The following is a 20,606-nucleotide window of genomic DNA, read 5'->3' on the forward strand; positions in this document are numbered from 1 at the left end:
GCTAACCCGATTTAGCAACGAAGTCGGGACATCAGCCCGGTGCCGATTGTCCCAAGCAGCAGAGGAGATGCACATGGCTCGTCGAGTCCGCCCCGGCAGGTCCGGGGCCGCGCTTGTGATCGCCATGGGGACGCTGACCGCCGCCTGTGCGGCTCCCGGCGGCAACAGCCCGCAGCCCCAGGCCACCGGCACGTCGTCGATGTCCGCGGCGCCCACCTGCGGCTCGTCGCCGATCAAGCTGAACGGCTACTTCGAGACCGGCTTCCCGCTGCCCAAGGCGCTGACCACCGAGTTCACCAAGCAACATCCGAACGTCACCTGGGACATCCGCGAGGACCAGTTCGCGGTCATCACCCAGAACGCCCCGCGGGTGCTGGCGGACAACCCGCCCGACCTGATGCGCCTGCCCCAGGTCTCCGAGCTGGTCAAGGACAACCTGCTGAAGAACCTGGACGGCTACGCGACGGCGTTCGGCTGGGACAAGTGGCCGGCCTCGCAGCTTGAGCAGCTGCGCCTGGGTCCGGGCGGGCGCCCGCGTGGTGAGGGCTCGCTGTACGCCCTGGGGCTCAACTTCAGCATGACCGGCGTCTTCTACAACAAGAAGCTCGCCGCCCGGATCGGGATGTCCACGCCGCCCACCACGCTGGCGGAGCTCGACCAGGTGCTGGACAAGGCCAAGAGCGCGGGCATCACTCCCATCCTGCAGTTCAACGGCGGCGCCACCGGCGGCCTGGCGTTCCCGCTGCAAAACCTCATGGCCTCCTACGGCCCTGCCGGGCCCATCAACGACTGGATCTTCCAGAAGCCCGGCGCCACCATCGACACTCCGTCGAACCTGCAGGCTGCCCAACATCTGGAGAAATGGGTCAAAGCAGGATACTTTCCCAAGGACGTCAACGCGCTCGACTACGCGACCATGATGAGCCGCTTCATCGACGGCCAGGGCCTGTTCATGTTCAACGGCGACTGGGAGTCGGGCAACCTCGACAAGCAGATGCCGGGCAACGTCGGCTTCTCTCTGATGCCGCCGGCGCAGCAGGGCGGCAAGCGCGCCGCCATGTCGGCGCCCCTCACCTTCGGGATCGCCGCGAACGCCAAGAACGCCGACTGCGCCGCCTTCTTCCTCAACTGGGTCGCCACCGACAAGCGGGCCCGCGACATCGGCGTCGAGGTCGGCGGATCACGTCCGATGGGACCGGCTGATGCGTACATGCCGGCCGTGGCAGCGGACAAGGTCACCGCGAGCACCCTGGCGGCCGGGGCGGACATCGCCAAGGACAACGGCGCGATGGACTTCATCGCCAACGCCACCGGCGCCATCTACGCCAAGAGCTGGACACCGCAGCTGCAGAAGCTGGCGGCCGGGCAGCAGAGTCCGCAGGGGCTGCTGAAGACGGTCCAGTCCGATTACGCCGGCCAGCTCGAAGGGAACTGAGGCAGTTGATGACCCGTTCCGCCGGCGCCCGACCCGCGCACCGGCGGCCGGTCGTGACCACGCTGCGCGACGCGCGCGGCCTGGTCGGCTGGCTGTTCGTCGCCCCGGCGCTCGTCTTCTACGCGGTGTTCGTCCTGCGCCCGATCGCCCTGACGTTCCAGTACTCGCTGTACGAGTGGAACGGCATCGGCGCCTCCACCTGGGTGGGGCTGGCCAACTACGGCAAGGTCTTCACCGACCCGGACCTGTCCGACTCGCTGGTGAACGCCTTCCAGCTGATCGTGTTCTTCAGCGCGATCCCGGTCGTGCTGGGCCTGGCGATAGCCGCGACGATCCGGCGGATCGCCGCCAGCCGGCTCGCCCTCGTCGCGCGGACCGTGCTCTTCCTGCCGCAGGTCATCCCGCTGGTGGCGGCCGGCATCGCGTGGAGCTGGCTGCTGGCCTCCACCGGAGTGGTCAACCAGCTGCTCTCGCTCATCGGCCTCGGCGGGGTGACCCGGGCCTGGCTGGGCGACTTCGCCACCGCCCTGCCGGCGGTCGGCATGATCGGCGCTTGGGTGCTGCTCGGCCTGTGCACGCTGCTGCTGCTGGCCGGTATGAGCAAGATCGACCCGGCACTCTACGAGGCTGCCCGGCTGGACGGCGCCGGAGCGTGGCGGGAGTTCATCTCCATCACGGTGCCCAGCCTGCGCCAGGAGATCGCGGTCTGCGTCACCGTGACCGTGATCGCCGCCCTGGCCAGCTTCGACATCATCTACATCTCCACCCAGGGCGGCCCCGGCAACACGACGATGGTTCCCGGGCTCCAGATCTTCTACCTGGCCTTCTCCGAACGCGAGGTGGGCATGGCCTCGGCCCTGGCGGTGGTGCTCATGGTCCTCGTGATCGCCTGCGCCCTTCCCATCCAGTGGTTCGCAAAGGACGGCAACCGATGATCACCGCAGGCCGGGAGGCCTGGACCGGCCGACTGCTGCTCATCGGCATGATGGCGGTCACGCTCCTGCCGTTCCTCAGCCTCTTCGTCACCGCCCTGCACCCCTCGGGCACCTACCCGGCCGGACTGGCCTGGCCCGACGACCCGCAGTGGGGCAACTTCCCGCGGGCCTTCGAGGCCGCGAACATGGGCGAACTGCTGAAGTCCAGCGTGCTCATCGTGCTGGGCGTGGTCCCGATCTCGATCCTGCTGGGCACCATGGCCGGCTTCGCCATCGGCCACCTGCGCGTGATCGGCGGCCGCGTGATCTTCCTGCTGTTCGTGCTCGGCCTGACCCTCCCCTTCGAGGGCATCATCACCCCGCTGTACTACCAGATCCGCGACATGGGGCTGCTGAACACGCGCTGGGCCATCATTCTGCCGCTCATCGGCCTGTTCATGCCGTTCAGCGTCTTCTGGATGCGCGCCCACTTCGTCAACATGCCCGGCGAGCTGTCCGAAAGCGCACGGATGGACGGCGCCAACGTGTGGCAGCTGTTCCGGCGCATCCACGTCCCCCTGGCCATGCCGGCGATCTCGTCCCTGGGCATCCTGCTGTTCCTGTGGACCTGGAATCAGTTCCTGCTGGCCATCGTCCTGGTCGACGACCCCACCAAGCGCACCATGTCGGGCGCCCTGGGCGCTTTCCAGGGCCAGTGGGGCACCGACATCCCGCTGCTGTGCGCCGGATCGCTGCTGATCCTGACACCCACGCTCGTGATCTTCCTCATCTTCCAGCGCCACTTCGTCAAGGCCCTGCTCCAGGGCTCCCTGAAGGGCTGACGGCGATGAGCGCGACGCCGGCACCGGCATCGGTGTGGGAGCCGTGGCGACTCGCCTTGCCTTGGCTTGACCCATAGGCCCCAGCTGGCTCCACCACCTCCCACGACTGAAGACGAGGTCATCCATGGTTCCAAGAAGACGCCCGGGCGCCGCGAGCGGATCCGTCATGCTTCCGCACCGGGCCGATGGTCATCGCCGCCGGTACGGTGCCGCGTGAGCGGTGGCCGACCGGCGCGCTGGACTCGCCGGCACCTCGATCTGCTTGCCGAGACCGGCGTGACCACGGCGCCCGTCATCGACCCGGCTGCCGTACCGCGGATCCTGCCCGACCACGACCTGTGGGACCTGTGGCCGATCCAGGAGGAGGACGGCTCGACGAGCGTGGCCGGCGGCTACGAGCTGTGGATGGCCCTGTCCGCGCCCGCCCTGGGACACCCCGAGGAGCGCCACGATCAGGCCCGGATCCGTCTGCTCGGCAAGAACGGCGAGGACTGGAAGGACCTGGGCAACGCCTTCGCCGACGGCGTCTCGCCCGGCAGCCGCGAATGGTCAGGATCGGCGGTCCGCCGGCCCGACGGCACGGTGTCGGTGTTCTACACAGCCGCCGGACGGCGCGGCGAGCCACGCCCGACCTTCCGGCAGAGTGTCATCGAGACCCGCCCCATCCTGACCGCCGACGACCGTGGCCGGATCCTGCTGCGGCAGGACGCCGAGCATCGAGAGGTCCTGCGCTCCGATGGCCGGATGTGCCTGCCGGCCGACGAACTCGACGGGGCACCGGGCCGGATCAGAGCCTTCCGCGATCCCGGCTGGTTCCGCGACCCGGCCGACGGGCGCGAATATCTGCTCATCGCCGCATCCACCGCCTGGCAGGACACCTTCGCCGGCGCCATCGCCCTGGCCGAGCCACGGGGCGGCGCCTGGTCGCTGCTCCCGCCTCTGCTTGTCGCCGAAGGCATCAACCACGAGCTCGAACGACCACACGTCATCGTCCACGACTCCTGGTACTACCTCTTCTTCTCCACCCAGCGCCACACCTTCCACCCGTCCGGCCGCGCGCCCACCGGGCTGTACGGCTTCGCCGCGCCCGCCCTGACCGGACCTTACGAACCGCTCAACGGATCCGGGCTCGTACTCCAAAACCCCTCCCTCGAACCCGACCAGGCCTATGCCTGGCTGGTGCTGCCGGACCTCCACGTGGTCAGCTTCGCCAACTACCACTCCCACCAGGGCATCGACCTCCGATACGCGGGAGCCGCGCAGGCACGGGCCGGGTTCGGCGGCACCATCGCCCCGATGCTCAGGCTCACCCTGGACGGCCTGACCACATCTGTTGTTCCGGTCGCGACGGGTCTGCAGAACACCCCGGCCGGTTCGTGACGTGGGGCGCGATCTCCCAACGCGCCGAGAGCGATCCCGCCCACGAGTCCCGCCGTGACGGCGGGGGTCATGGCACTGGGGGAGAGCTTCACGGAAGACCATCAGGTCCATCTCCGGCCGGGGTGACCTCGTCGTGTTCACCGGGGACATGGCAGGCGGCCACGAACTGTGGGAAGGACCGAGCCCGCCAGGCCGGCTACGTCGCACACTCCAACGTCCGCCACGAAGTCTACTTTGTAAAGGGCGTCGGTTGAGGCAAATCCGGTTACCCAGAACCACAAGGACACGGGCTTCGCCCGTACGTCACCCACAATCAAGAAGTGCCCCGCTGGGTCAGCTATGGGCCCGCTCGGGTCGATGTCACCACGGTCGTGTGACGGGTCAGGTCGGTGGTCGCCGGTCATCGCCTCGACGGGGAGCGCCGCTGGGTTGACTTTGACGCTGCGTCAACTTCTAGCATCGGGGCCATGTCGATCACTGTTCTTGACACCTGCTCCGCCATGAGGCGGATCCTGCTGGCCCCGGTGGCGGACCGCGTTGACCTGCTGCGTTCGATGCTGGAGCCCGCCAGGGGCATCTACCGTTACTACCCCGGTGAGGTCGACCTGGTGGCCATGCACCTCGAAGCGTCCGGGTTCCCGATTGACCGCGACGAGGAGCGTTGCCTCGACGCGCTCGAAACCCTGGCGGCGGCCGGAGCCTGGGAGCGGATGCAACGCGCCCTCGACGACGCTCTCGCCGTACTGCTGGAGGCGACGCCGGGGCTGGGGGTCCCGGACATCACCGTGCTGTTCGTGCTCGGCGATCCGGGTGACGAGCACTTCATGGGTCCCTGCCAAGGAGTGACCGGGTTCGGCGGCATCTCGGGCCACATCGTGATCACGCTCTGGCCCTTCCCCGAGAACGTGGAGCGGCTGGAGGCCACCGCCGTGCACGAGCTCAACCACAACCTGCGGTTCGGCCCGGGCGGGGTTGTGTGGGACCCGATGACCGTCACGGTCGGCGACCACATCGTCTCCGAGGGCCTGGCCGACGCCTTCGCCCGGCAGCTCTACGGCGACGAGCTCGGTCCCACCCGTATCGGCGTGCCGCACCTGCACGATGACGAGATCTTCGGCAAGGTGCTCACCGGGCTCGACGTGACAGGCATGCAGAACTTCACTGCCTGGGTGCACGGCGACCCCAGTGCCGAGCGTTTCGGTCTCACGCCGGTGGGACTGCCGATGGGCGCCGGGTACGCCGCCGGCAACCGGTTGGTCGACACGTACCTGGCGGCGACCGGGCAGACGGCGGCGCAGGCCCTGCACGCTGACAGCTCGGAGATCATCGCAGCCACGCTCCGGCGCGGGTAACACTGGAACGATGGAGTGGACGATCCAGGAACTCGCGGCGAGGGCCGGCATCAGCAGCCGTACCCTGCGTCACTACGACCATTTCGGGCTCTTGGCCCCGTCCCGGGTCGGCGCGAACGGGTATCGCTTCTACAACCCCGCTGCGGTCGCCCGGCTGCAGCGGATCCTGCTCATGCGCCGGCTCGGCATGGGCTTGCCTGCTATCGCCGAGGTCCTGGCCGACGAGGTGGACACGTGCGACGGGCTGCGCGCCCACATCGCCGCTCTGGAAGAGGAACGGGACCGCATCGATCGGCAGATCCGCTCTGTACGTCACACGATCGAGGCCCTGCAGGCGGGGGTGGAACCGCGGATGGATGTGATGTTGGCGGGGTTCAACGACCGTTACAAGGACGAGGTGATCTCACGTTGGGGCGAGCGCGCGTTCCAGGTGAGCAACGACTGGTGGCACGGCAAGACCCTTGACCAGCAGCGGGCGTGGAAGCAGGCCACCGAGGACCTCGTCGCCGCATGGGTCGCCGCGGTGAAGGCCGGGGTTTCTCCGACGTCGGAACGCGCTCAGTCACTGGCTGCCCAGCACGTGCGGTGGCTGAGCCAGATTCCGGGTACCCCCACGGCCGGGGGAGATCGGGAGCGCTCGATCGAGATGGTGAAAGGCCTGGGGGACATGTACGTCGACGACCCCCGCTTCGCCGCCATGTACGACGATGCCGCGGGGGCGACGTTCGTCCGCGACGCATTGCACGCGTACGCGCGGACCAGGATGTAGCTCGTGTGGTTCGCGGAAATGACCGTGGTGGACGCCGCCGGGCATCTGGCCGACTTCGCCCGTATGGACGGCGGACCGGTCATGGCCATCCAGGTCGCCACCGACAAGGCCTACACCGCCGCCGGGTTCGGGATGAGCACCCAGGCCTGGTACGAGTTCATCAAGGACGACGCCCCGCTGGCGATGGGCGCCCCCACGGCGTGGACCGTCTGGTCGCCTTCGGCGGCGGCATCCCCATCTGCGTGGCGACCCATGCCGAGGGACGCGATGGAAGGCTGAGCACGCCGAACTCGATCCCGATCCTTCTGCCTTCCCCGTCAACGCCTGCTTCCCCCTGGGAGGAGCGGGTCCGCAGGCGAAGCCGAGGACGAACAATCGGCAGGGATCGGACAGGACGACACCCGTCAGATGTGCACTTCGCCCCCGTCGACGACCAGGTTGGCGCCGAGGAAGAAGCTGCCCTGGTCGGAGGCGAGGAATGCGACCACATTGGCGACCTCGTCCGGGCGTCCGATCCGGCCGAGGGGGACCGCTGCGGCGAAGTCTGACTTGGTGACGGGCGTGTCCGCCGTCCCGGCCACGCCGTCGAGTCCAGGAGTGTCGATGGTGCCCGGGGAGATCGCGTTGACCCGGATGTTCCGGCCCTTGAGCTCGTTGGCCCAGGTGCGGGCGAAGGAGCGGATCGCCGCCTTGGAGGCCGCGTACGTGCCGAATGCCGCGACACCGTCACCGGCGCGCACCGAGCTGTTGAGGATCACCGATGCGCCGTCGTTGAGCAGCGGCAGCGCCTTCTGTACCGTGAACAAGGTGCCCCGGACGTTGACGCCGAAGGTCTCGTCGAAGTGCTCCTCGGTGATGCGCTCCAGCGTCGCGAACGACGCGGCGGCGGCGTTGGCGAACAGCACGTCCAGGCCCCGGCCCCGAGCCCGGACCGCGGCATAGAGCCGGTCCAGGTCTGCCAGGTCCGAGATGTCGCCCGGCACGGCGGTCACCGCCGCTGGGCCTATGCGTTCCACCGCAGCGTCAAGGACCGCCTTTCGGCGGCCGGTGATGAACACGTGCGCGCCCTCGGCCGCCAGCCGTACGGCACTGGCCAGACCGATCCCCGTTCCGCCGCCGGTGACGACGGCGGTCTTGCCTTCCAACTGTCCCATGCTTTCACCTCGATAGAAATTTGTACCGATCGGTGCCGAAGTGGACGATAGCAGTTCAGCACCGATCGGTACAGAAGGGGTATGATCGATCACGTGAACACCCGGAGGAAGGCGCCGATCGGCCGGCCACGCGGCTTCGACGTCGAGGAGGCGCTCGACCAGGCCATGCGTGTCTTCTGGGAGCAGGGCTACGAGGGCGCCAGCCTGACCGACCTGACCGACGCCATGGGGATCAGCCGCACCAGCATGTACGCCGCCTTCGGCAGCAAAGAAGACCTGTTCCACAAGGCCCTGCAGCGTTACACCGACGGCCCCGCCGCGTACGTCCCGCAGGCCCTGGAGCAGCCGACGGCGTGGCAAGTGGCCACCGCGTTCCTCAACGGTTCCGTCCGGGCCACCACCAGTCCCGGCTGTCCTGCCGGATGCCTCGGCGTCCAAGGCTCCCTGGCGGCGGGCGAGGCCGGTCTCAACGCCCGGGATACGTTGGCAGCCTGGCGCGACAACGGCATCTCGCTCCTGCGGGAGCGGTTCCAGCGGGCCGTCGAGGAGGGCGACCTTCCCGCAGGGAGCGATCCCGGCCTGCTCGCCCGATACCTCATGGCCGTGGCCAACGGCATCGCCGTTCAGGCCGCCGGTGGCGCCACCCGCGACGACCTCCACATGGTGGCCGACATGGCCCTACGGCAGTGGCCGCGCACCTGATGCGCGTCTCACCCTGGACGAGCGGGGAGATCATGCCCACGAGCGCCGGGACGGGGAGCACGATCACCGGCGTCGTGCCGAAGACCCGGGGGTGCATGAAGTCGCGGGCCACGCACACTCACGGGCCGGCACACACCGGGCTGGATGCCGCGCACGGCCACTCCAGCAACAAGATCGCCCGGCGTCGCGGGGTGACGGTGGACACCGTGCGGTTATGGCGGGGGACGTTACCGCAGTCAGGAGGGCATCAAGAGCCTGACCGACCGGCCCCGCTCCGGCCGGCCACCCACCTTCAGCCCGCTCCAGCGCACCGAGATCAAGGCACTGGCCTGCCAGCTGCCGGCCGAGACCGGCGCGCCGCTGTCGCGCTGGAGCTGCCCCGAACTGGCGCGCGAGGCCGTCACCCGCGGCCTGGCAGCGGCGATCTCGGCCTCCACGGTGCGCCGGATTCTGGCCGAGGACACGCTCAGGCCCTGGCAGCACCAATCGTGGATCTTCATCCGCGACCCACAGTTCGCCGCCAAAGCCGCTCACGTGCTCGACCTGTACGCGCGCCGGTGGGACGCCCTTGCGCTCGGCGACGACGAGTACGTCATCAGCGCCGATGAGAAGACCTCCATTCAGGCCCGCTGCCGCTGCCACCCCACCCTGCCACCCGGCAGATCGCGGATGATGCGCCTCAACCACGACTACGACCGCGGTGGCGCGCTGGCCTACCTGGCCGCCTACGACGTTCACGCCGCTCGCGTGTTCGGCCGCTGCGCGGCCACGACCGGGATCGTCCCGTTCATGGACCTGGTCACCCAGGTCATGACCCAAGAGCCCTACGCCTCGGCCAAGCGCGTGTTCTGGATCGTCGACAACGGCTCCTCTCATCGTGGCAAGGCCGCCGCCGACCGGCTCACCACGACGTTCCCCAACGCGGTCATGGTGCACACGCCCGTGCATGCCTCGTGGGTGAACCAGGTAGAGATCTTCTTCTCCATCGTGCAGCGCAAAGTCGTCTCACCCAACGACTTCACCAGCCTTGACCAGGTCGAAGACCGGCTGATCGCCTTCGAGCGCCGTTACAACGAGACCGCCCGGCCCTTCAGATGGAAGTTCACCCCGGCCGACCTCGAGGACCTGATGGCCCGGATCGAGCGACACGAACAGAAAGAGCGCAACTCCCAGCAGCTCACCGGCTGCGAGCATCAGCCTGCCTTACTCGACGCAGCCGCGTAACCCCCGAGAGAATTACGCAGACGACCACTTAGCCATCTACCGGATGATCCGTACCTCCGCGCCGGGTAGATCGGACCACCAGCGGTCATAGCGGCGGTAAACCCCCGGCTCGCGGTCGGCCAGTAGCGCCGCCAGCGTCTGCGCCTCGGCGGCCAGCTCATCCCACACCTGGCCGGGCAGCGGATGGAACGCGGTGGCCTCGATCCCATCCCCGGCTGGCCGCCACACGCCGGCGACATAGCCGTCGGCCAGGAGCGTCGGCAGGACATCGCCGTTGGTGCGGGTGACGAGCCTGCGATACTCCGGCGGGATGACCCGGCTGCGGTCGGCGTGGGCGAGCAGGACGTTGTCCCACATGGGCAGCAGCCGTGCCGGGGCGGGCGTGTCCTCGGCCGGGCGAGGCGCGCCTGGCAGGTCGAACAACTCCGAGCCGTCCGGCCCGGTCAGCCGCTGGAGTGTGCCTGCGAGGGCGTCTATCGCGCCGCGGGCGCGCTTGCGGGTGACCAGCGCGAATTGTGCCACGTCGACAGCCGATGCCGGGCCGAACCCCTCCAGATAGCGCAGGACCAGCGTCTGCAGGGCCTGGTCGGCTTCCGCTCCGAGCGTCGGCGGGATTGCGGCGGCGACGTAGGCCGGGCGGGCGCCGAACGACCACGGCGCTCCCGTGGCCGCGTGCAGGAGCGGCGCGTAGGTCCGAATCGCCCACCACACACCCTTCGGCGGAACGCCGAGCCGCTTCTCGATCCATGACTGGATCTCGTCCGCGAACCGGGGCTGATCCGCGAAGGCCAGCAGGTCGCCCACCAGCGCGTCAGCGTCGGCCGGGGTGATGCCACTGCGCGTGAAGCGCGGGTCGCCGAGCCGGGCGCCGCGCAGCGAGGGCTGCATCGCCTCATGGAGGTGGGGGTGGTCGTCAGCGTGAACGGCGTGCAGCGTGATCCTCAGGAGCGTGGCCTTAACAATCTTGCGGTCAGCGAAAGCCGCGTCCAGGTCGACCGGGTCGAACGCGGCGATCCGATTCCACAGGGCCAGGTACGGCGAAGCCGCATGTTGCGCCTGCAGGGCCACCACCCGGCGCACCGCCTCGGCGACATCGAGGGCCTCCCGCCCCAGAAGCAACTGGCGGGCGAGAGTGGACCGGTTGAGTTCCCGCGCGGTGAGCATGCCGTCATTCCTCCTCGACCGGCAGGGTCGGATAGTCCGTCATGGGATACAGGCCGACGGCGAATCCGTAGGTCGTCTCACCGGAACGAGGCATCAGGTCGAACTCCTGCACGAGGTCCTTGATCCGATGCCAGAACTCGGTGGCCCGATCCGGCGAGATGCGGGCATGCCGGATGAACGCGTACAGCTGATGAGCCTGATAGGCCGCGGCGGATTCCTTGGCCGCGACCTCGAAGTCGTTGAAGTCCAGCGGCAGCGGGCCGCCGCCCGGAGCCTGGCCGACGCCGACGTAGAACATCCGGGCCGTACGGCCGTAGTAGCGCTCGTCGATCGCCCGTACGCGCCGGGTCCGTACCACGTACAGCAGCCCAGCCTCGGCCAGAACGTTGACGTGGTGCGCGACCGTGCCCTTGGGCCGTTTGACCGCGGTGGCCAGTTCGGTCACGGTCGCGGCCCGCTCGTGCAGGAGGCCGAGGATCGTGGTCCGCAGCGGATCGCCGATGGCCCGGACCTGCTCCGGAGTGGTCAGCACGATCGTGTCGGCGAGCTCGTAGTCGGGAACATTGATTGACATATCCCAACTAATCTACCATCTTCGATTGTTCGAGATATCTGGTTCATAGGAGGCAGCCTCATGGCGGAGATCTTGCTGTTTCACCACATTCAGGGGCAGACAACCGGGTTCCTCTCCTTCGCCGACGAGCTACGCCAGGCCGGGCACACCGTGCACACACCGGACCTCTTCGCCGGGCGCACCTTCGCCGGCCTGGACGACGGCCAGGCCCACGCCGAGAAGATCGGCTTCGACAAGCTTCTCAAGCAGGGTGTCCGCACCGCCGACACCCTGCCGAACGAGATGGTGTACGTCGGCTGGTCGCTCGGCGTCATGGCGGCCCAGACGCTGGCGCAGACCCGGCCGGGGGCCCGCGGGGCGCTGCTCTTCGAGGCTTGCCTGCCCACCTCAGAATGGCCGGAGGAGCTGCCCGTGCAGATCCACGGCATGGACGCCGACCCTATCTTCGCCGGCGAAGGCGACCTTGACGCCGCCCGCACCCTGGTCGCCTCGGCCATGCACGGCGAGCTGCTCGTCTACTCGGGTGACCGGCACCTGTTCGCCGACGCCAGCCTGCCCTCCTATGACGCCCACGCGGCCGCGCTGCTCAAGCGCCGCGCGCTCGACTTCCTCGGCCGAATCGCACCGTGACGGACAGGGATACTGCCTCAATGACTGCTGAATACGCCCAGAGTGACCAGTTCCGTGGTGCCCGCCTCCACCTGTGCGACCTTGCCGGTCTGGAGATCCGCGATTGCGAGGTCAGCGGTCTGAAGATCGTCGACTGCTATGGGAGCGACGTCTACCTCGGTGGCGACTTCGAGCGCCTTGTCGTCAACGACGTCGACGTGACCGCCTACGTCGAGGCTGAGCTCGACCGGCAGCACCCCACGCGGGTGCTGGCGCGTGACGCCGCGTCCCCCGACGACTATCGGGCTGCTTGGGATGCCATCGAGACGCTGTGGGCGGCGACGCTCGACCGCGCCAGGTTGTTGCCCGAGGCCAAGCTGCACGAGCAGGTCAACGGCGAGTGGTCGTTGGTCGAGACCCAACGGCACCTGCTGTTCGCCGGCGACGCCTGGCTCGGCAATGCCGTGCTGGAGGAGGAAGCGCCGTACCACCCGTTGGGCCTCCCTGGCGGCGGGATGCCACCCGACGCGACGGCGAAGCTTGGTCTCGCCCTCGAAGCCACCCCGACGCTCGACGAGGTGCTCGCGCCACGACTCGCCCGCATGGCCACGATGCGGCGTGTCGTGGACGGGCTCACCGAGGCCAAGCTCGATCGGGTATGCGGTCGCAAGCCGGCGGACCCGTATCCCGACCAGGAGTACGTCGTGCGCCGCTGCCTCAAGGTGGTGCTGGAGGAAGAGGCCGAGCATCACCGTTATGCGGTGCGCGACCTCGCCGTGCTCGAGGTCGGTGCCTGAACTGGCGCTGACCCGGCCGGAAATGACCTCCAGCCGCATCGCGTGCTGCTACTCCCGGCTCCTCAACTCCCGTCTCTTCCAGTTCCGACCTGCGGAAACGGCCCAGTAATCGTTATCGCGCCGGACTCATCCCTCGATGTTCGAGCCGTAACCCTCGCGCGCACACCTGCCGCGACCAGGGGACTCCCCCTTTCGTCGTTACTTGGTCTGCGCCTCCGCTGGGCCCGAACAGAGCAGCGGTGGAGTCAGCCTGCGCTGCCTCGAAGTAGGCAATCAGCAGCGCCCTCTCGAATTGCTCGAACGTCATGATCCGGACCTGCCCGCCTTGAGTCACCGCTATCCAAGGTGTCGGCCAAGCAGGCGTACGACCTCGTTCGCTGCTAATCGGGGATCCACACCCGTAGGCGAATCGAGACCTTAGCCGCAGAGATCGGAGTCGCCGCAGGTCAGAGGCTACTTCGTTGGAAATTCCTTCATCACTACCGGGACCCCCTCTGGGCCCGCGCCTCCTCACGGTGCCGTACCCGCACAAGCTCCGCGACCTTGCGCGACATGTCCTCCAGGAGCAGGCGGAACTCGGCGAAGTCGCCGCTCAGCTCGCCGAACGCCTCGGTGAGGCGCTCCTGGATGCGGCGGTCGCCACTGACGAGGGCCGCCTCGATGGCGGCACCCGCCGCGTCCACCCGGTGCAGCACCGCCGCCATCGCGCGCCGCAGCTCCACGGTGCCCTCCCCGCCCTCCTCCAGGCCCGCGAGGAGCCGGGCGACGACCTCGTCCTCGAGCTCCTCCTGCGTGGGGGGACGGCCGGAGGTCCGCCGCCCATGCGCCGCACCACGACGGCGATCCGTTCCCGGGCCGCGCGTGCCTGCCGGGCTCCGGGTTCCTCCCCGGTCGGCTCCATGCGCGCTCCCGTCCGTCCGCGAAGGCACCCGCCGTACCGGTTCATCGTTGCCGGCGGGCCCGCCGCTACGCCCGTACCAGGGTCCGGATCGGCCGGGCGCCCGGGGCGGCGACCGAGTGCCGGTGGATTTCCCGGCGCAGCCCTTCGGAGGCCATCCAGGTTCTTTATGCGGACACTGTCACGTGTCCATCATGGTCAAGAGATCTTCACGATGAGCAATGTTTAGATTACTCTCAGTAGTTGAAGTGTTTGGTTCAACGACGGGAGTGACCGCATGAAGAAGGCTTTCGCGACGACCCTGCTCGCACTCGGCGCGGTCGGGATCGCCGTTCCCGCCCACGCCGACAACGACTCGAACTTCGGCGGAGGGGTGAACGCGGCGAACAACTGGAACTTCACCGCCGCGGCCGTCTGCTTGCAGGAGGTGGCGGTGGTCCCGGTCCTGGGAGACTGGGTGGGCGACCACGTGAACAACTGCTCCAACGGCAACGTCATCGATCACAGCAAGTAGGAACTGGCCTGCCGCCTTCGTCGCTGCCGCGCATCGAGCAGGCGCGGACTGTGCGGCGGGCCTGAGTGGCTCGTTCAACCGGAGAAGGCGCATGATGGCCCGCGCCGCGAGGGCGACCGTCGCGGAGGTGGGCCGGTCGTCCTGCGCACCGGATACCTATTGCGCTACCCGCCCTCACCCCACAGCAACAGGCGCAGCCGGTCGCCGCCTACGGCCGGCTCCTCGACTGCACCTCGCAACCCGCCCTGCTCACCCGCGCCGCGCCTGGACGATGCGCTCCTGCTTACCGGCCGGTGGGTCCCAGTGGGCGATGCGGACCTCGCGCAGCCACGCTTCGACCGTCGCGGCGTCGGGCTGATCGGGCAGTGGCGTACGTACGGTGTCGAACGCCTTCTCGGTGGCCGCCAGGAGGTCCTGGGCCTCCTCGATGTTGCCGGCGGCGACCCTTTCGCCGAACGTGCGGATCGCCTCGGGGTCGGGGAGCCGGATCGGCAAGTGGCCGGTCTCGTACAGCTCGCGCCCCTGGTGCAGGAGGCGGGCGAGGTGGCGGGCGTGCTTGCTGGTCCGCTTGCGGGTGTCGGCCGAGAACGAGCCGTCGCCGCGCTGGTCGAGGCGTTTGAACTGCTGGGTGGCGTACCCGAGGTAGGCGTTACGGACTCGCGGGCCGGACAGGAACGCGGTCCGGATGGCGATGAGTTCGTCGCCGAGCGGGGTGCGGGTCTCGTACAGGTTGTCGGGCAGCCACGCCAGCTCCATCACGGTCGGATTACCACCCAGCGCGAGCGAGCACCACTTGCCCACCTCGTGGAGCGACCGGTCGGGGTTCGTCTGGACGATGCTTTCCTTGGGCCGGGAGAGGCCGACCATGGCCAGCGTGGGAGTGACGAAGATGCCGAGCCGGTCGACGTCGGAGTCGGGTCCGGCCAGGCCGTAGGCGGTGGAGCCGACGATGCCGGCGAGCAGGACGCTATTGGTCGTGTCGGCCATGGGATGTCCTTCAGGGGTTCGTGTTGTCCATGGGGTCGAGGCGGACCTGGTTCGGCGTGGGTGACCAACCGTCCCACCGCTGGACCAGCGCTCCGAGGGCGAAGCCCTGCCAGGCCGCACGCCTCCGTCGAGGATAGGGCAAATGATCAAATTTCGTGGTTACTCGTGGGCTCGGCCGAACGCTGGGACACGCCTTGGATGCGACTTGCCTCAAAGGCCGGTCCGTGTGGCTTGCGTTCCTGAAAGATCATCTCGCTCTGACCTGCAAGAAGAGGCCAATAGCCCAAGATGAACGTCTCGTCCGGGCCACGATGCGTTCGAGCCGGGCTGGGCGGCGCTGCCCGACCATGCCCGCGGGCGCGGGTCTGGGACACCATGCCGTGGGGGAGTGGGGCAGCGACCGGCGTGCGGGCATGGTTCTGGCCGAGGCCGGATGGGTGAGCGCGGGATGTCTGGCCGGCGACATTCGGCCCACCCTCCAGCCCGAGGTCGATAACGGCCAAGGCGCCCGCACCGATCACATTCTGGTCAGCCGAGACCTCGCCCCCGCTGTCGTCGCCGGCTCTCGCGACGTCGACGACAGCTCGACCGGTGCCCGGGCGAGCGACCACAAACGGGGTTTAACCTGTCGGCGATGACGAGACTGAAGCTCAGGCTGGTGGCTCCAGCATGGGTACGAGGAACCGCCGGGCCACCGCGGCCAGTTGCTCGTCGTCATCCAGGTTGATGACGACGCTGGGGATCGTCAGGAAAGAGGTGGAGATCCGCACCATCATCTCGGCCACGAGGTCGACGTCAAGGCCGCTCGACACGTTGCCCGCGCGTTGCTCGCTGCGGAGCTGACCGGCGACGAAACGCCGTACGGTGGCGAGGGTCTGCCCCCCGTCGGCCGTCATGGAGGGGACCAGCAGGTCCGGTTCCGTGGCGATGAGCCCCCCGATCAGCGGGTTGCCGCGAATTGCCCGCAATGAGCTCACGAAGCCCAGCACCACCCTGTCGGCGGCGGTGCCGGCTTGTTCTATGTCGATGAGGAACTGGTCGAAATAGCGGCGGAACTCCCGGCGCACCACGTGTTCGATCAGCGCGTCCTTTGTGTCGAACCGCCGGTAGACCGTGATCCGCGACACCTTCGCCAACCGGGCGACGTCCTCCATGGTGGAGCGCCTGAGGCCCATCCGGCAGAACTGCTCGTACGCCGCGTCAAGGATGCGCGTCCGTAGCTCGTCGCTGTCGTCGACGCGCTCGACGGCATCGAAATAGGCGCGCTGCAGCAACGAATCCGAGTCCGACTGCGCCATGAATCCGGACAGCACAGATTCCACGATCACCTCCTGTAGGGATTCTCCCTCAAACGCGGTCTTGTGATGCTCGTCACACTGTGCTCTGATGATGATACACAGACTCATGATTTGTTTCTCAGTATCATCCATTCCTCGCATGCCCGGAGCGGACCTCACCTCGAAGGAGTGCAGAGCATGGCAGAGTTGAGCAGGCGCGAAGTACTGATCTCGGGCACCGCCATGGGAGCGCTCGGCGCGTTAGGGATGATCTCCCCGGCCCAGGCGGACTCCCTGTCCGGCGACTGGACGTGGCCGGCCAGCGGTTCGATCGCGGGTTCCGGCAGCGGCGCCGACCCCCGATGGGTGTGGGACGACGTGGCCGATCCGCTCCTCGCCTCACTGTTCGACCGCGGTGTCATACCCGAGGTCAACCGGCTGCTGTACGACTGGAACCGCAACGACCAGCCCCTGCCCGCGGGACTGCCGGAGGATCTGCGGGCCTTCATCGAGCAGGCGCGTCAGCTGCCGTCGTGGGCCGACCCCGCCATGCTGGATGCCGGGGCGCGCTTCCACGCGCTCAAGGGGAACTACATCGTCGTCCTCACCATTGTCGGCGCCGGGATGCTGGCCACCGCCATCCCCAAGGAGGCACGCGCCGTCTATTACTCCGCGGGCGGTGCGGATCTGAAAGACCGGATCGCCAAGACGAACATCCTGGCGTACGCGGTCAGACCCCAGAACGCCTGGGGCGCCGGCGGCACGGCGGTGGTCGAGGCTGTGAAGACCCGGCTGGTGCACGCGGCGGTGCGGCACCTGCTGAAGTCGTCTCCCCACTGGTCCGGCCCCATCCCGATCAGCCAGGAGGACATGCTCGTCACGTGGCACACCCTGGCGACCTACTCCATGCGCGGGATGCGGGAGTGGAAGGTGCGGATCTCCTCCACCGAGGCGGCGGGGTACCTGCACTCGGTGCAGATGCTGGGGCACATGCTCGGCATCAGGGACGAGTTCCTGCCCGCCACCTGGGACTCCTCCTACACGCAGTCGGACCTGGTCCTGCCCAGGAACATGGGGCCGACCCCGGAAGGGGTGGAACTCAACGCCATCCTGCGGGACATGCTCGCGGAGCTGACCAGTCCCGGCGGCATCGACAAGTCTCTCGTCAACGCGTTCGCCAGGTACCTCACCGGCAACCAGGTGGCCGACTGGAACGGCATCCGGCGCGAGCCGCTGTGGGACCCGGTGGTCAAGGCCGCCTGGCCGCTACTGGTGCAGTTCCGGGAGGGTCTGATCGGGCTGCCGCTGGTGCCCGCCGCCGCCTGGCTTCTCGACGAGATGGTCAAGAAGTGGACCACGTACTACCTCACCAAGGGGGCACAAACCAAGATCGTGATTCCGACGGGCAATCGGCCCAGCTGATCACGGTCCAGGAGTCCGGAAGGCGCACCTGATGAGCCGTCTCCTGGCCGAGCGCGGCTACCAGGTGGTCTTCCAGAACTGCCGCGGCACCTTCGGCTCCACCGGAGAGTTCGAGCCGTCCAGGAACGAGCGCGAGGACGGCCTGGCGACGCTGGAATGGCTCGCCACCCAGCCGTGGTTCAGCGGCTCGGTCGCCATGTTCGGCCTCAGCTACTACGGCTACGTGCAACTGGCCTCGGGCGCGGGCGCCCCCGACCACCTCAAGGCGCTGGTGTCACAGATGGCCGCCTCCCGCGTCTACGGCGTGCTGCGCGGCGAGCCGATGCGCCTCGACGGCGCGCTCAGCCGGCTCTACACCACCTACAACGGCCATCTCGCCACGTCACTGCTCGACAAGGACAACCGCAAACTCGAGGCCCGTCCGGACGTCCTCACCTTCACCGGCGACCCGGTGCGAGCCGCCACGACCACCATGGGCACCGTCTCGGCCAGCCTGCGCGCCCGCTCGACGCTCGGCCACACCGACTTCTTCGCCCGCCTGTGCGAGGTCGCGCCCAAGGGTACGGCGACCAATCTGTGCGACGGCATCATCCGCCTCGACCAGGGCGGCACCCAGCAGGTGACCATCAGCCTGACCCCCACGGCCCACTGCTTCAAGCGACACCGATGATTCGTCATAGCGCGGCGTCAGTGCGCTCAGCTGTCTCGCAAGCGAGCTGAGACAAGCCCTACTCCGGTGTGACGTCTCGGGTGACGAGACCGTACAGCAGAATGTCGATGAGGTCTTCGGAGTCGGGACGCTCGCAGCTGCGCTGGTCGCCGGCCCAGGCGACCGCGGTGGCCAGCGCGATGACGGTGTCACGGGTAACGGGCGCTCGTAGGCGGCCGGTTTGTTCCACCCGAGCGACCAGTTCGCCGGCCGCGGTGATGGCGGCGGTGCAGTGTTTGCCCAGCGCGCTGTCCGGTTCGGTGACGGCTCGTGCGATTTCTTCGGCCAGACCTCGGACTCGGCGGATGTGGGCCACCAGCGCGCTGATCCATTGATCTCGTGGTGCGGGGGCCACCACCGCCTGACCTGGGAGTGCAAGGCGGCCAGACGGGCGGCCGACTATCTGATCAATGCGCTGAAACCCGTACCCACCCGATGGGGCGCCGGTCGTCAACTGCCGGATCGGCGTCTCCTCGGCTGAACGCTTTCTAGCAAGTTTACTTTGTAAAGGGCGCCGGTTGTAGAAAATCCTGTTCAACACAATCGCAAAGGCACGGGCTTCGCCCGTACATCACCCGGGACCAAGGATCGCTCGAGCGGTTGCACCCATCGAAACTGTCACCGAAGTCGGAAGGGCCTGCATCGCGTCGCACCAGGGTGCTTCTTGGTCTGGCACCAGGTGAGCCAGGAGGTGACGGCGGCGCGGTTGCGGTTCCAGGTCGCCGGCACGCTGCGGCCAAGCCGGGTGACGACACGGTCTCCGGGCCGCCGGTGCAGGAGACGCGCCGATACCACTCGTTCGCCAGCATCTGAGCGCGGTGGGTGGCCATCTCCGCTCTTGCCGTTGGCGGGGCAGAGGAGGATCGCGCGGCGGGGCAGCGCTATTTTGACAGGGTGATGTTTCGGCACACTGTGGCGGCACCGGCCCGCGCGACAGCGCGGGCCGGTGGGGAATCGACGCCCGGCTGGGCGGGAGCCGCGAGCACTGCTCCGGGCCTGCTCGCCTTCACGGGCGCGATCGGATCGGCCGAACCGCACGCGCACGCCGCGGTGCAGGTCCTGCTGGTCTTGGAGGGCGAGGTGATCCTGACTGACCGGCATGGCGACCAGCGTCGCGCCGATGCCGCCATCATCCCAGCTGGTATCCGCCATGAGCTGCGGGCCGCCCCCGGCACGCACGGCCTGCTGGCCTACGTCGACCGGGCCGGTGTGGCCGTGCGCGCGGCCAGCGCGCGCGTCGTGGCCGAGGGCGACCCGGCGGCCACCACCACCTGGGTAGGGGCCGTCCGCCCGCTGATCGCCGCCAAAGCGTCCCGCCTGCAGCCTGACCCGGCAGGCCTGCCGGTGCTCTGCTCGGGGCTTGCCGAGAACGGGGCGTCTGCGGCTGCGCCGGCGCTGCCGGCCTCGTTGTCCCGTGCGCTGCAGATGATCCCGCAGCTTATGGACGGGCAGCTGTTGCTGGGCGAGTTCGCCGCGCGGGTGGGGGTGTCGGCCAGCCGGTTGGGGCACCTGTTCGCCGAGCACCTGCATCTGCCGTATCCGGCCTGGCGGCGCTGGGCGCGGCTGCTGCACGCCATCGAGGCGGTGCGCGGCGGCGCCACGCTGACCGAGGCCGCCCATGGAGCCGGGTTCGCCGACAGTGCGCATCTGACCCGCACCTTCCGCGCCATGTTCGGCCTCACGCCCAGCCAGGCCATGGCGGCCACCGGCCGGCCCGCCTCGGCCCGCTGAACGAGGCCGGTAGCCGCCCTCCCAGCAACAGCGGATCCGTTCAAGGCCATACCTGGTGGGACCGGCCAGGCTCGGAGCCATGACGAACACTGATAACACGGCCCTTCCCGCCGCCGGCGGCGCCTCACGCCCGCTGGCCGCACTCGTCCGGT

22 protein-coding genes are annotated in these 20,606 nt (G+C 68.5%); 15 read left to right on the top strand and 7 right to left on the bottom strand.

Going from position 1 to position 20,606, the window contains the following annotated elements; translation table 11 throughout:
* Window positions 1-73: 73 nt before the first annotated feature.
* The 7 genes from ACIBQ1_RS48770 to ACIBQ1_RS48800 all read left to right on the top strand — a co-directional run bounded on the left by ACIBQ1_RS48770 (window position 74) and on the right by ACIBQ1_RS48800 (window position 6,971).
* Window positions 74-1,435, top strand: a complete 1,362-nt coding sequence (locus tag ACIBQ1_RS48770) for an ABC transporter substrate-binding protein (protein ID WP_397288536.1) — start codon at window positions 74-76, stop codon at window positions 1,433-1,435.
* Between the two features lie 8 nt (window positions 1,436-1,443).
* A complete protein-coding gene (locus ACIBQ1_RS48775; RefSeq protein ID WP_397288538.1) occupies window positions 1,444-2,370 on the top strand; it encodes a carbohydrate ABC transporter permease in 927 nt (308 codons plus the stop codon).
* A complete protein-coding gene (locus ACIBQ1_RS48780) occupies window positions 2,367-3,191 on the top strand; it encodes a carbohydrate ABC transporter permease (protein ID WP_397288540.1) in 825 nt (274 codons plus the stop codon). Before ACIBQ1_RS48775 ends, ACIBQ1_RS48780 begins: the two co-directional genes overlap by 4 nt.
* 213 nt (window positions 3,192-3,404) lie before the next feature.
* On the top strand, window positions 3,405-4,571 hold the full coding sequence (locus tag ACIBQ1_RS48785; protein ID WP_397288542.1) for a glycoside hydrolase family 68 protein: 1,167 nt from the start codon (window positions 3,405-3,407) through the stop codon (window positions 4,569-4,571).
* A 467-nt stretch (window positions 4,572-5,038) separates the two neighbouring features.
* On the top strand, window positions 5,039-5,923 hold the full coding sequence (locus ACIBQ1_RS48790) for a DUF2268 domain-containing protein (RefSeq protein WP_397288544.1): 885 nt from the start codon (window positions 5,039-5,041) through the stop codon (window positions 5,921-5,923).
* A 10-nt stretch (window positions 5,924-5,933) separates the two neighbouring features.
* Window positions 5,934-6,692, top strand: coding sequence for a MerR family transcriptional regulator (locus ACIBQ1_RS48795; RefSeq protein ID WP_397288546.1), 759 nt, complete (start codon window positions 5,934-5,936; stop codon window positions 6,690-6,692).
* A gap of 3 nt (window positions 6,693-6,695) precedes the next feature.
* Window positions 6,696-6,971, top strand: a complete 276-nt coding sequence (locus ACIBQ1_RS48800) for a heme-binding protein (RefSeq protein WP_397288548.1) — start codon at window positions 6,696-6,698, stop codon at window positions 6,969-6,971.
* A gap of 125 nt (window positions 6,972-7,096) precedes the next feature.
* Here ACIBQ1_RS48800 and ACIBQ1_RS48805 read toward each other — a convergent pair whose 3' ends face one another.
* Window positions 7,097-7,846, bottom strand: coding sequence for an SDR family NAD(P)-dependent oxidoreductase (locus ACIBQ1_RS48805; protein WP_397288550.1), 750 nt, complete (start codon window positions 7,844-7,846; stop codon window positions 7,097-7,099).
* 93 nt (window positions 7,847-7,939) lie between these two features.
* On the opposite strand from ACIBQ1_RS48805, the gene ACIBQ1_RS48810 reads away from it, so the two are divergent.
* On the top strand, window positions 7,940-8,548 hold the full coding sequence (locus ACIBQ1_RS48810; protein WP_397288552.1) for a TetR/AcrR family transcriptional regulator: 609 nt from the start codon (window positions 7,940-7,942) through the stop codon (window positions 8,546-8,548).
* Between the two features lie 255 nt (window positions 8,549-8,803).
* A complete protein-coding gene (locus tag ACIBQ1_RS48815; protein ID WP_397288670.1) occupies window positions 8,804-9,772 on the top strand; it encodes an IS630 family transposase in 969 nt (322 codons plus the stop codon).
* Window positions 9,773-9,808: 36 nt separating this feature from the next.
* Here the strand turns inward: ACIBQ1_RS48815 and ACIBQ1_RS48820 are convergent, their stop codons facing one another.
* Both ACIBQ1_RS48820 and ACIBQ1_RS48825 read right to left on the bottom strand, forming a co-directional pair.
* Window positions 9,809-10,936, bottom strand: a complete 1,128-nt coding sequence (locus tag ACIBQ1_RS48820) for a winged helix DNA-binding domain-containing protein (protein WP_397288554.1) — start codon at window positions 10,934-10,936, stop codon at window positions 9,809-9,811.
* 4 nt (window positions 10,937-10,940) lie between these two features.
* Window positions 10,941-11,510: an ArsR/SmtB family transcription factor gene (locus ACIBQ1_RS48825; protein ID WP_397288556.1), complete on the bottom strand. Its 570-nt coding sequence runs from the start codon at window positions 11,508-11,510 to the stop codon at window positions 10,941-10,943.
* Between the two features lie 60 nt (window positions 11,511-11,570).
* Here ACIBQ1_RS48825 and ACIBQ1_RS48830 point away from each other — a divergent pair, with 60 nt between their 5' ends.
* Window positions 11,571-12,140, top strand: a complete 570-nt coding sequence (locus tag ACIBQ1_RS48830) for a dienelactone hydrolase family protein (protein WP_397288558.1) — start codon at window positions 11,571-11,573, stop codon at window positions 12,138-12,140.
* A gap of 20 nt (window positions 12,141-12,160) precedes the next feature.
* Window positions 12,161-12,916 (top strand): DinB family protein, encoded by a 756-nt coding sequence (locus tag ACIBQ1_RS48835; protein WP_397288560.1) that lies wholly within the window; start codon window positions 12,161-12,163, stop codon window positions 12,914-12,916.
* 479 nt (window positions 12,917-13,395) lie between these two features.
* Here the strand turns inward: ACIBQ1_RS48835 and ACIBQ1_RS48840 are convergent, their stop codons facing one another.
* A complete protein-coding gene (locus ACIBQ1_RS48840; protein WP_397288562.1) occupies window positions 13,396-13,638 on the bottom strand; it encodes a hypothetical protein in 243 nt (80 codons plus the stop codon).
* 453 nt (window positions 13,639-14,091) lie between these two features.
* Here ACIBQ1_RS48840 and ACIBQ1_RS48845 point away from each other — a divergent pair, with 453 nt between their 5' ends.
* Window positions 14,092-14,328 carry a hypothetical protein gene (locus tag ACIBQ1_RS48845; RefSeq protein ID WP_397288564.1) on the top strand — a complete coding sequence of 79 codons (237 nt, stop codon included), beginning with the start codon at window positions 14,092-14,094 and terminating at the stop codon, window positions 14,326-14,328.
* A gap of 249 nt (window positions 14,329-14,577) precedes the next feature.
* On the opposite strand, the gene ACIBQ1_RS48850 is transcribed toward ACIBQ1_RS48845, so the two are convergent.
* Both ACIBQ1_RS48850 and ACIBQ1_RS48855 read right to left on the bottom strand, forming a co-directional pair.
* Complete coding sequence (locus ACIBQ1_RS48850) at window positions 14,578-15,315, bottom strand: DNA polymerase beta superfamily protein (RefSeq protein ID WP_397288566.1); 738 nt, start codon at window positions 15,313-15,315, stop codon at window positions 14,578-14,580.
* Window positions 15,316-15,965: 650 nt separating this feature from the next.
* Window positions 15,966-16,613: a TetR/AcrR family transcriptional regulator gene (locus tag ACIBQ1_RS48855; RefSeq protein ID WP_397288672.1), complete on the bottom strand. Its 648-nt coding sequence runs from the start codon at window positions 16,611-16,613 to the stop codon at window positions 15,966-15,968.
* A gap of 177 nt (window positions 16,614-16,790) precedes the next feature.
* Between ACIBQ1_RS48855 and ACIBQ1_RS48860 the strand changes: the two genes are divergently transcribed.
* Together ACIBQ1_RS48860 and ACIBQ1_RS48865 are read left to right on the top strand one after the other, a co-directional pair.
* Window positions 16,791-18,014 carry an oxygenase MpaB family protein gene (locus tag ACIBQ1_RS48860; protein WP_397288568.1) on the top strand — a complete coding sequence of 408 codons (1,224 nt, stop codon included), beginning with the start codon at window positions 16,791-16,793 and terminating at the stop codon, window positions 18,012-18,014.
* Window positions 18,015-18,045: 31 nt separating this feature from the next.
* Window positions 18,046-18,684: a CocE/NonD family hydrolase gene (locus ACIBQ1_RS48865; RefSeq protein WP_397288570.1), complete on the top strand. Its 639-nt coding sequence runs from the start codon at window positions 18,046-18,048 to the stop codon at window positions 18,682-18,684.
* A gap of 58 nt (window positions 18,685-18,742) precedes the next feature.
* Here ACIBQ1_RS48865 and ACIBQ1_RS48870 read toward each other — a convergent pair whose 3' ends face one another.
* Window positions 18,743-19,264 carry a hypothetical protein gene (locus ACIBQ1_RS48870; RefSeq protein WP_397288572.1) on the bottom strand — a complete coding sequence of 174 codons (522 nt, stop codon included), beginning with the start codon at window positions 19,262-19,264 and terminating at the stop codon, window positions 18,743-18,745.
* A 281-nt stretch (window positions 19,265-19,545) separates the two neighbouring features.
* Here ACIBQ1_RS48870 and ACIBQ1_RS48875 point away from each other — a divergent pair, with 281 nt between their 5' ends.
* Window positions 19,546-20,454 carry a helix-turn-helix domain-containing protein gene (locus tag ACIBQ1_RS48875; protein ID WP_397288574.1) on the top strand — a complete coding sequence of 303 codons (909 nt, stop codon included), beginning with the start codon at window positions 19,546-19,548 and terminating at the stop codon, window positions 20,452-20,454.
* Window positions 20,455-20,606 lie beyond the last annotated feature (152 nt).

Source organism: Nonomuraea sp. NPDC050153 (assembly GCF_044460125.1).
Lineage (GTDB): Bacteria > Actinomycetota > Actinomycetes > Streptosporangiales > Streptosporangiaceae > Nonomuraea.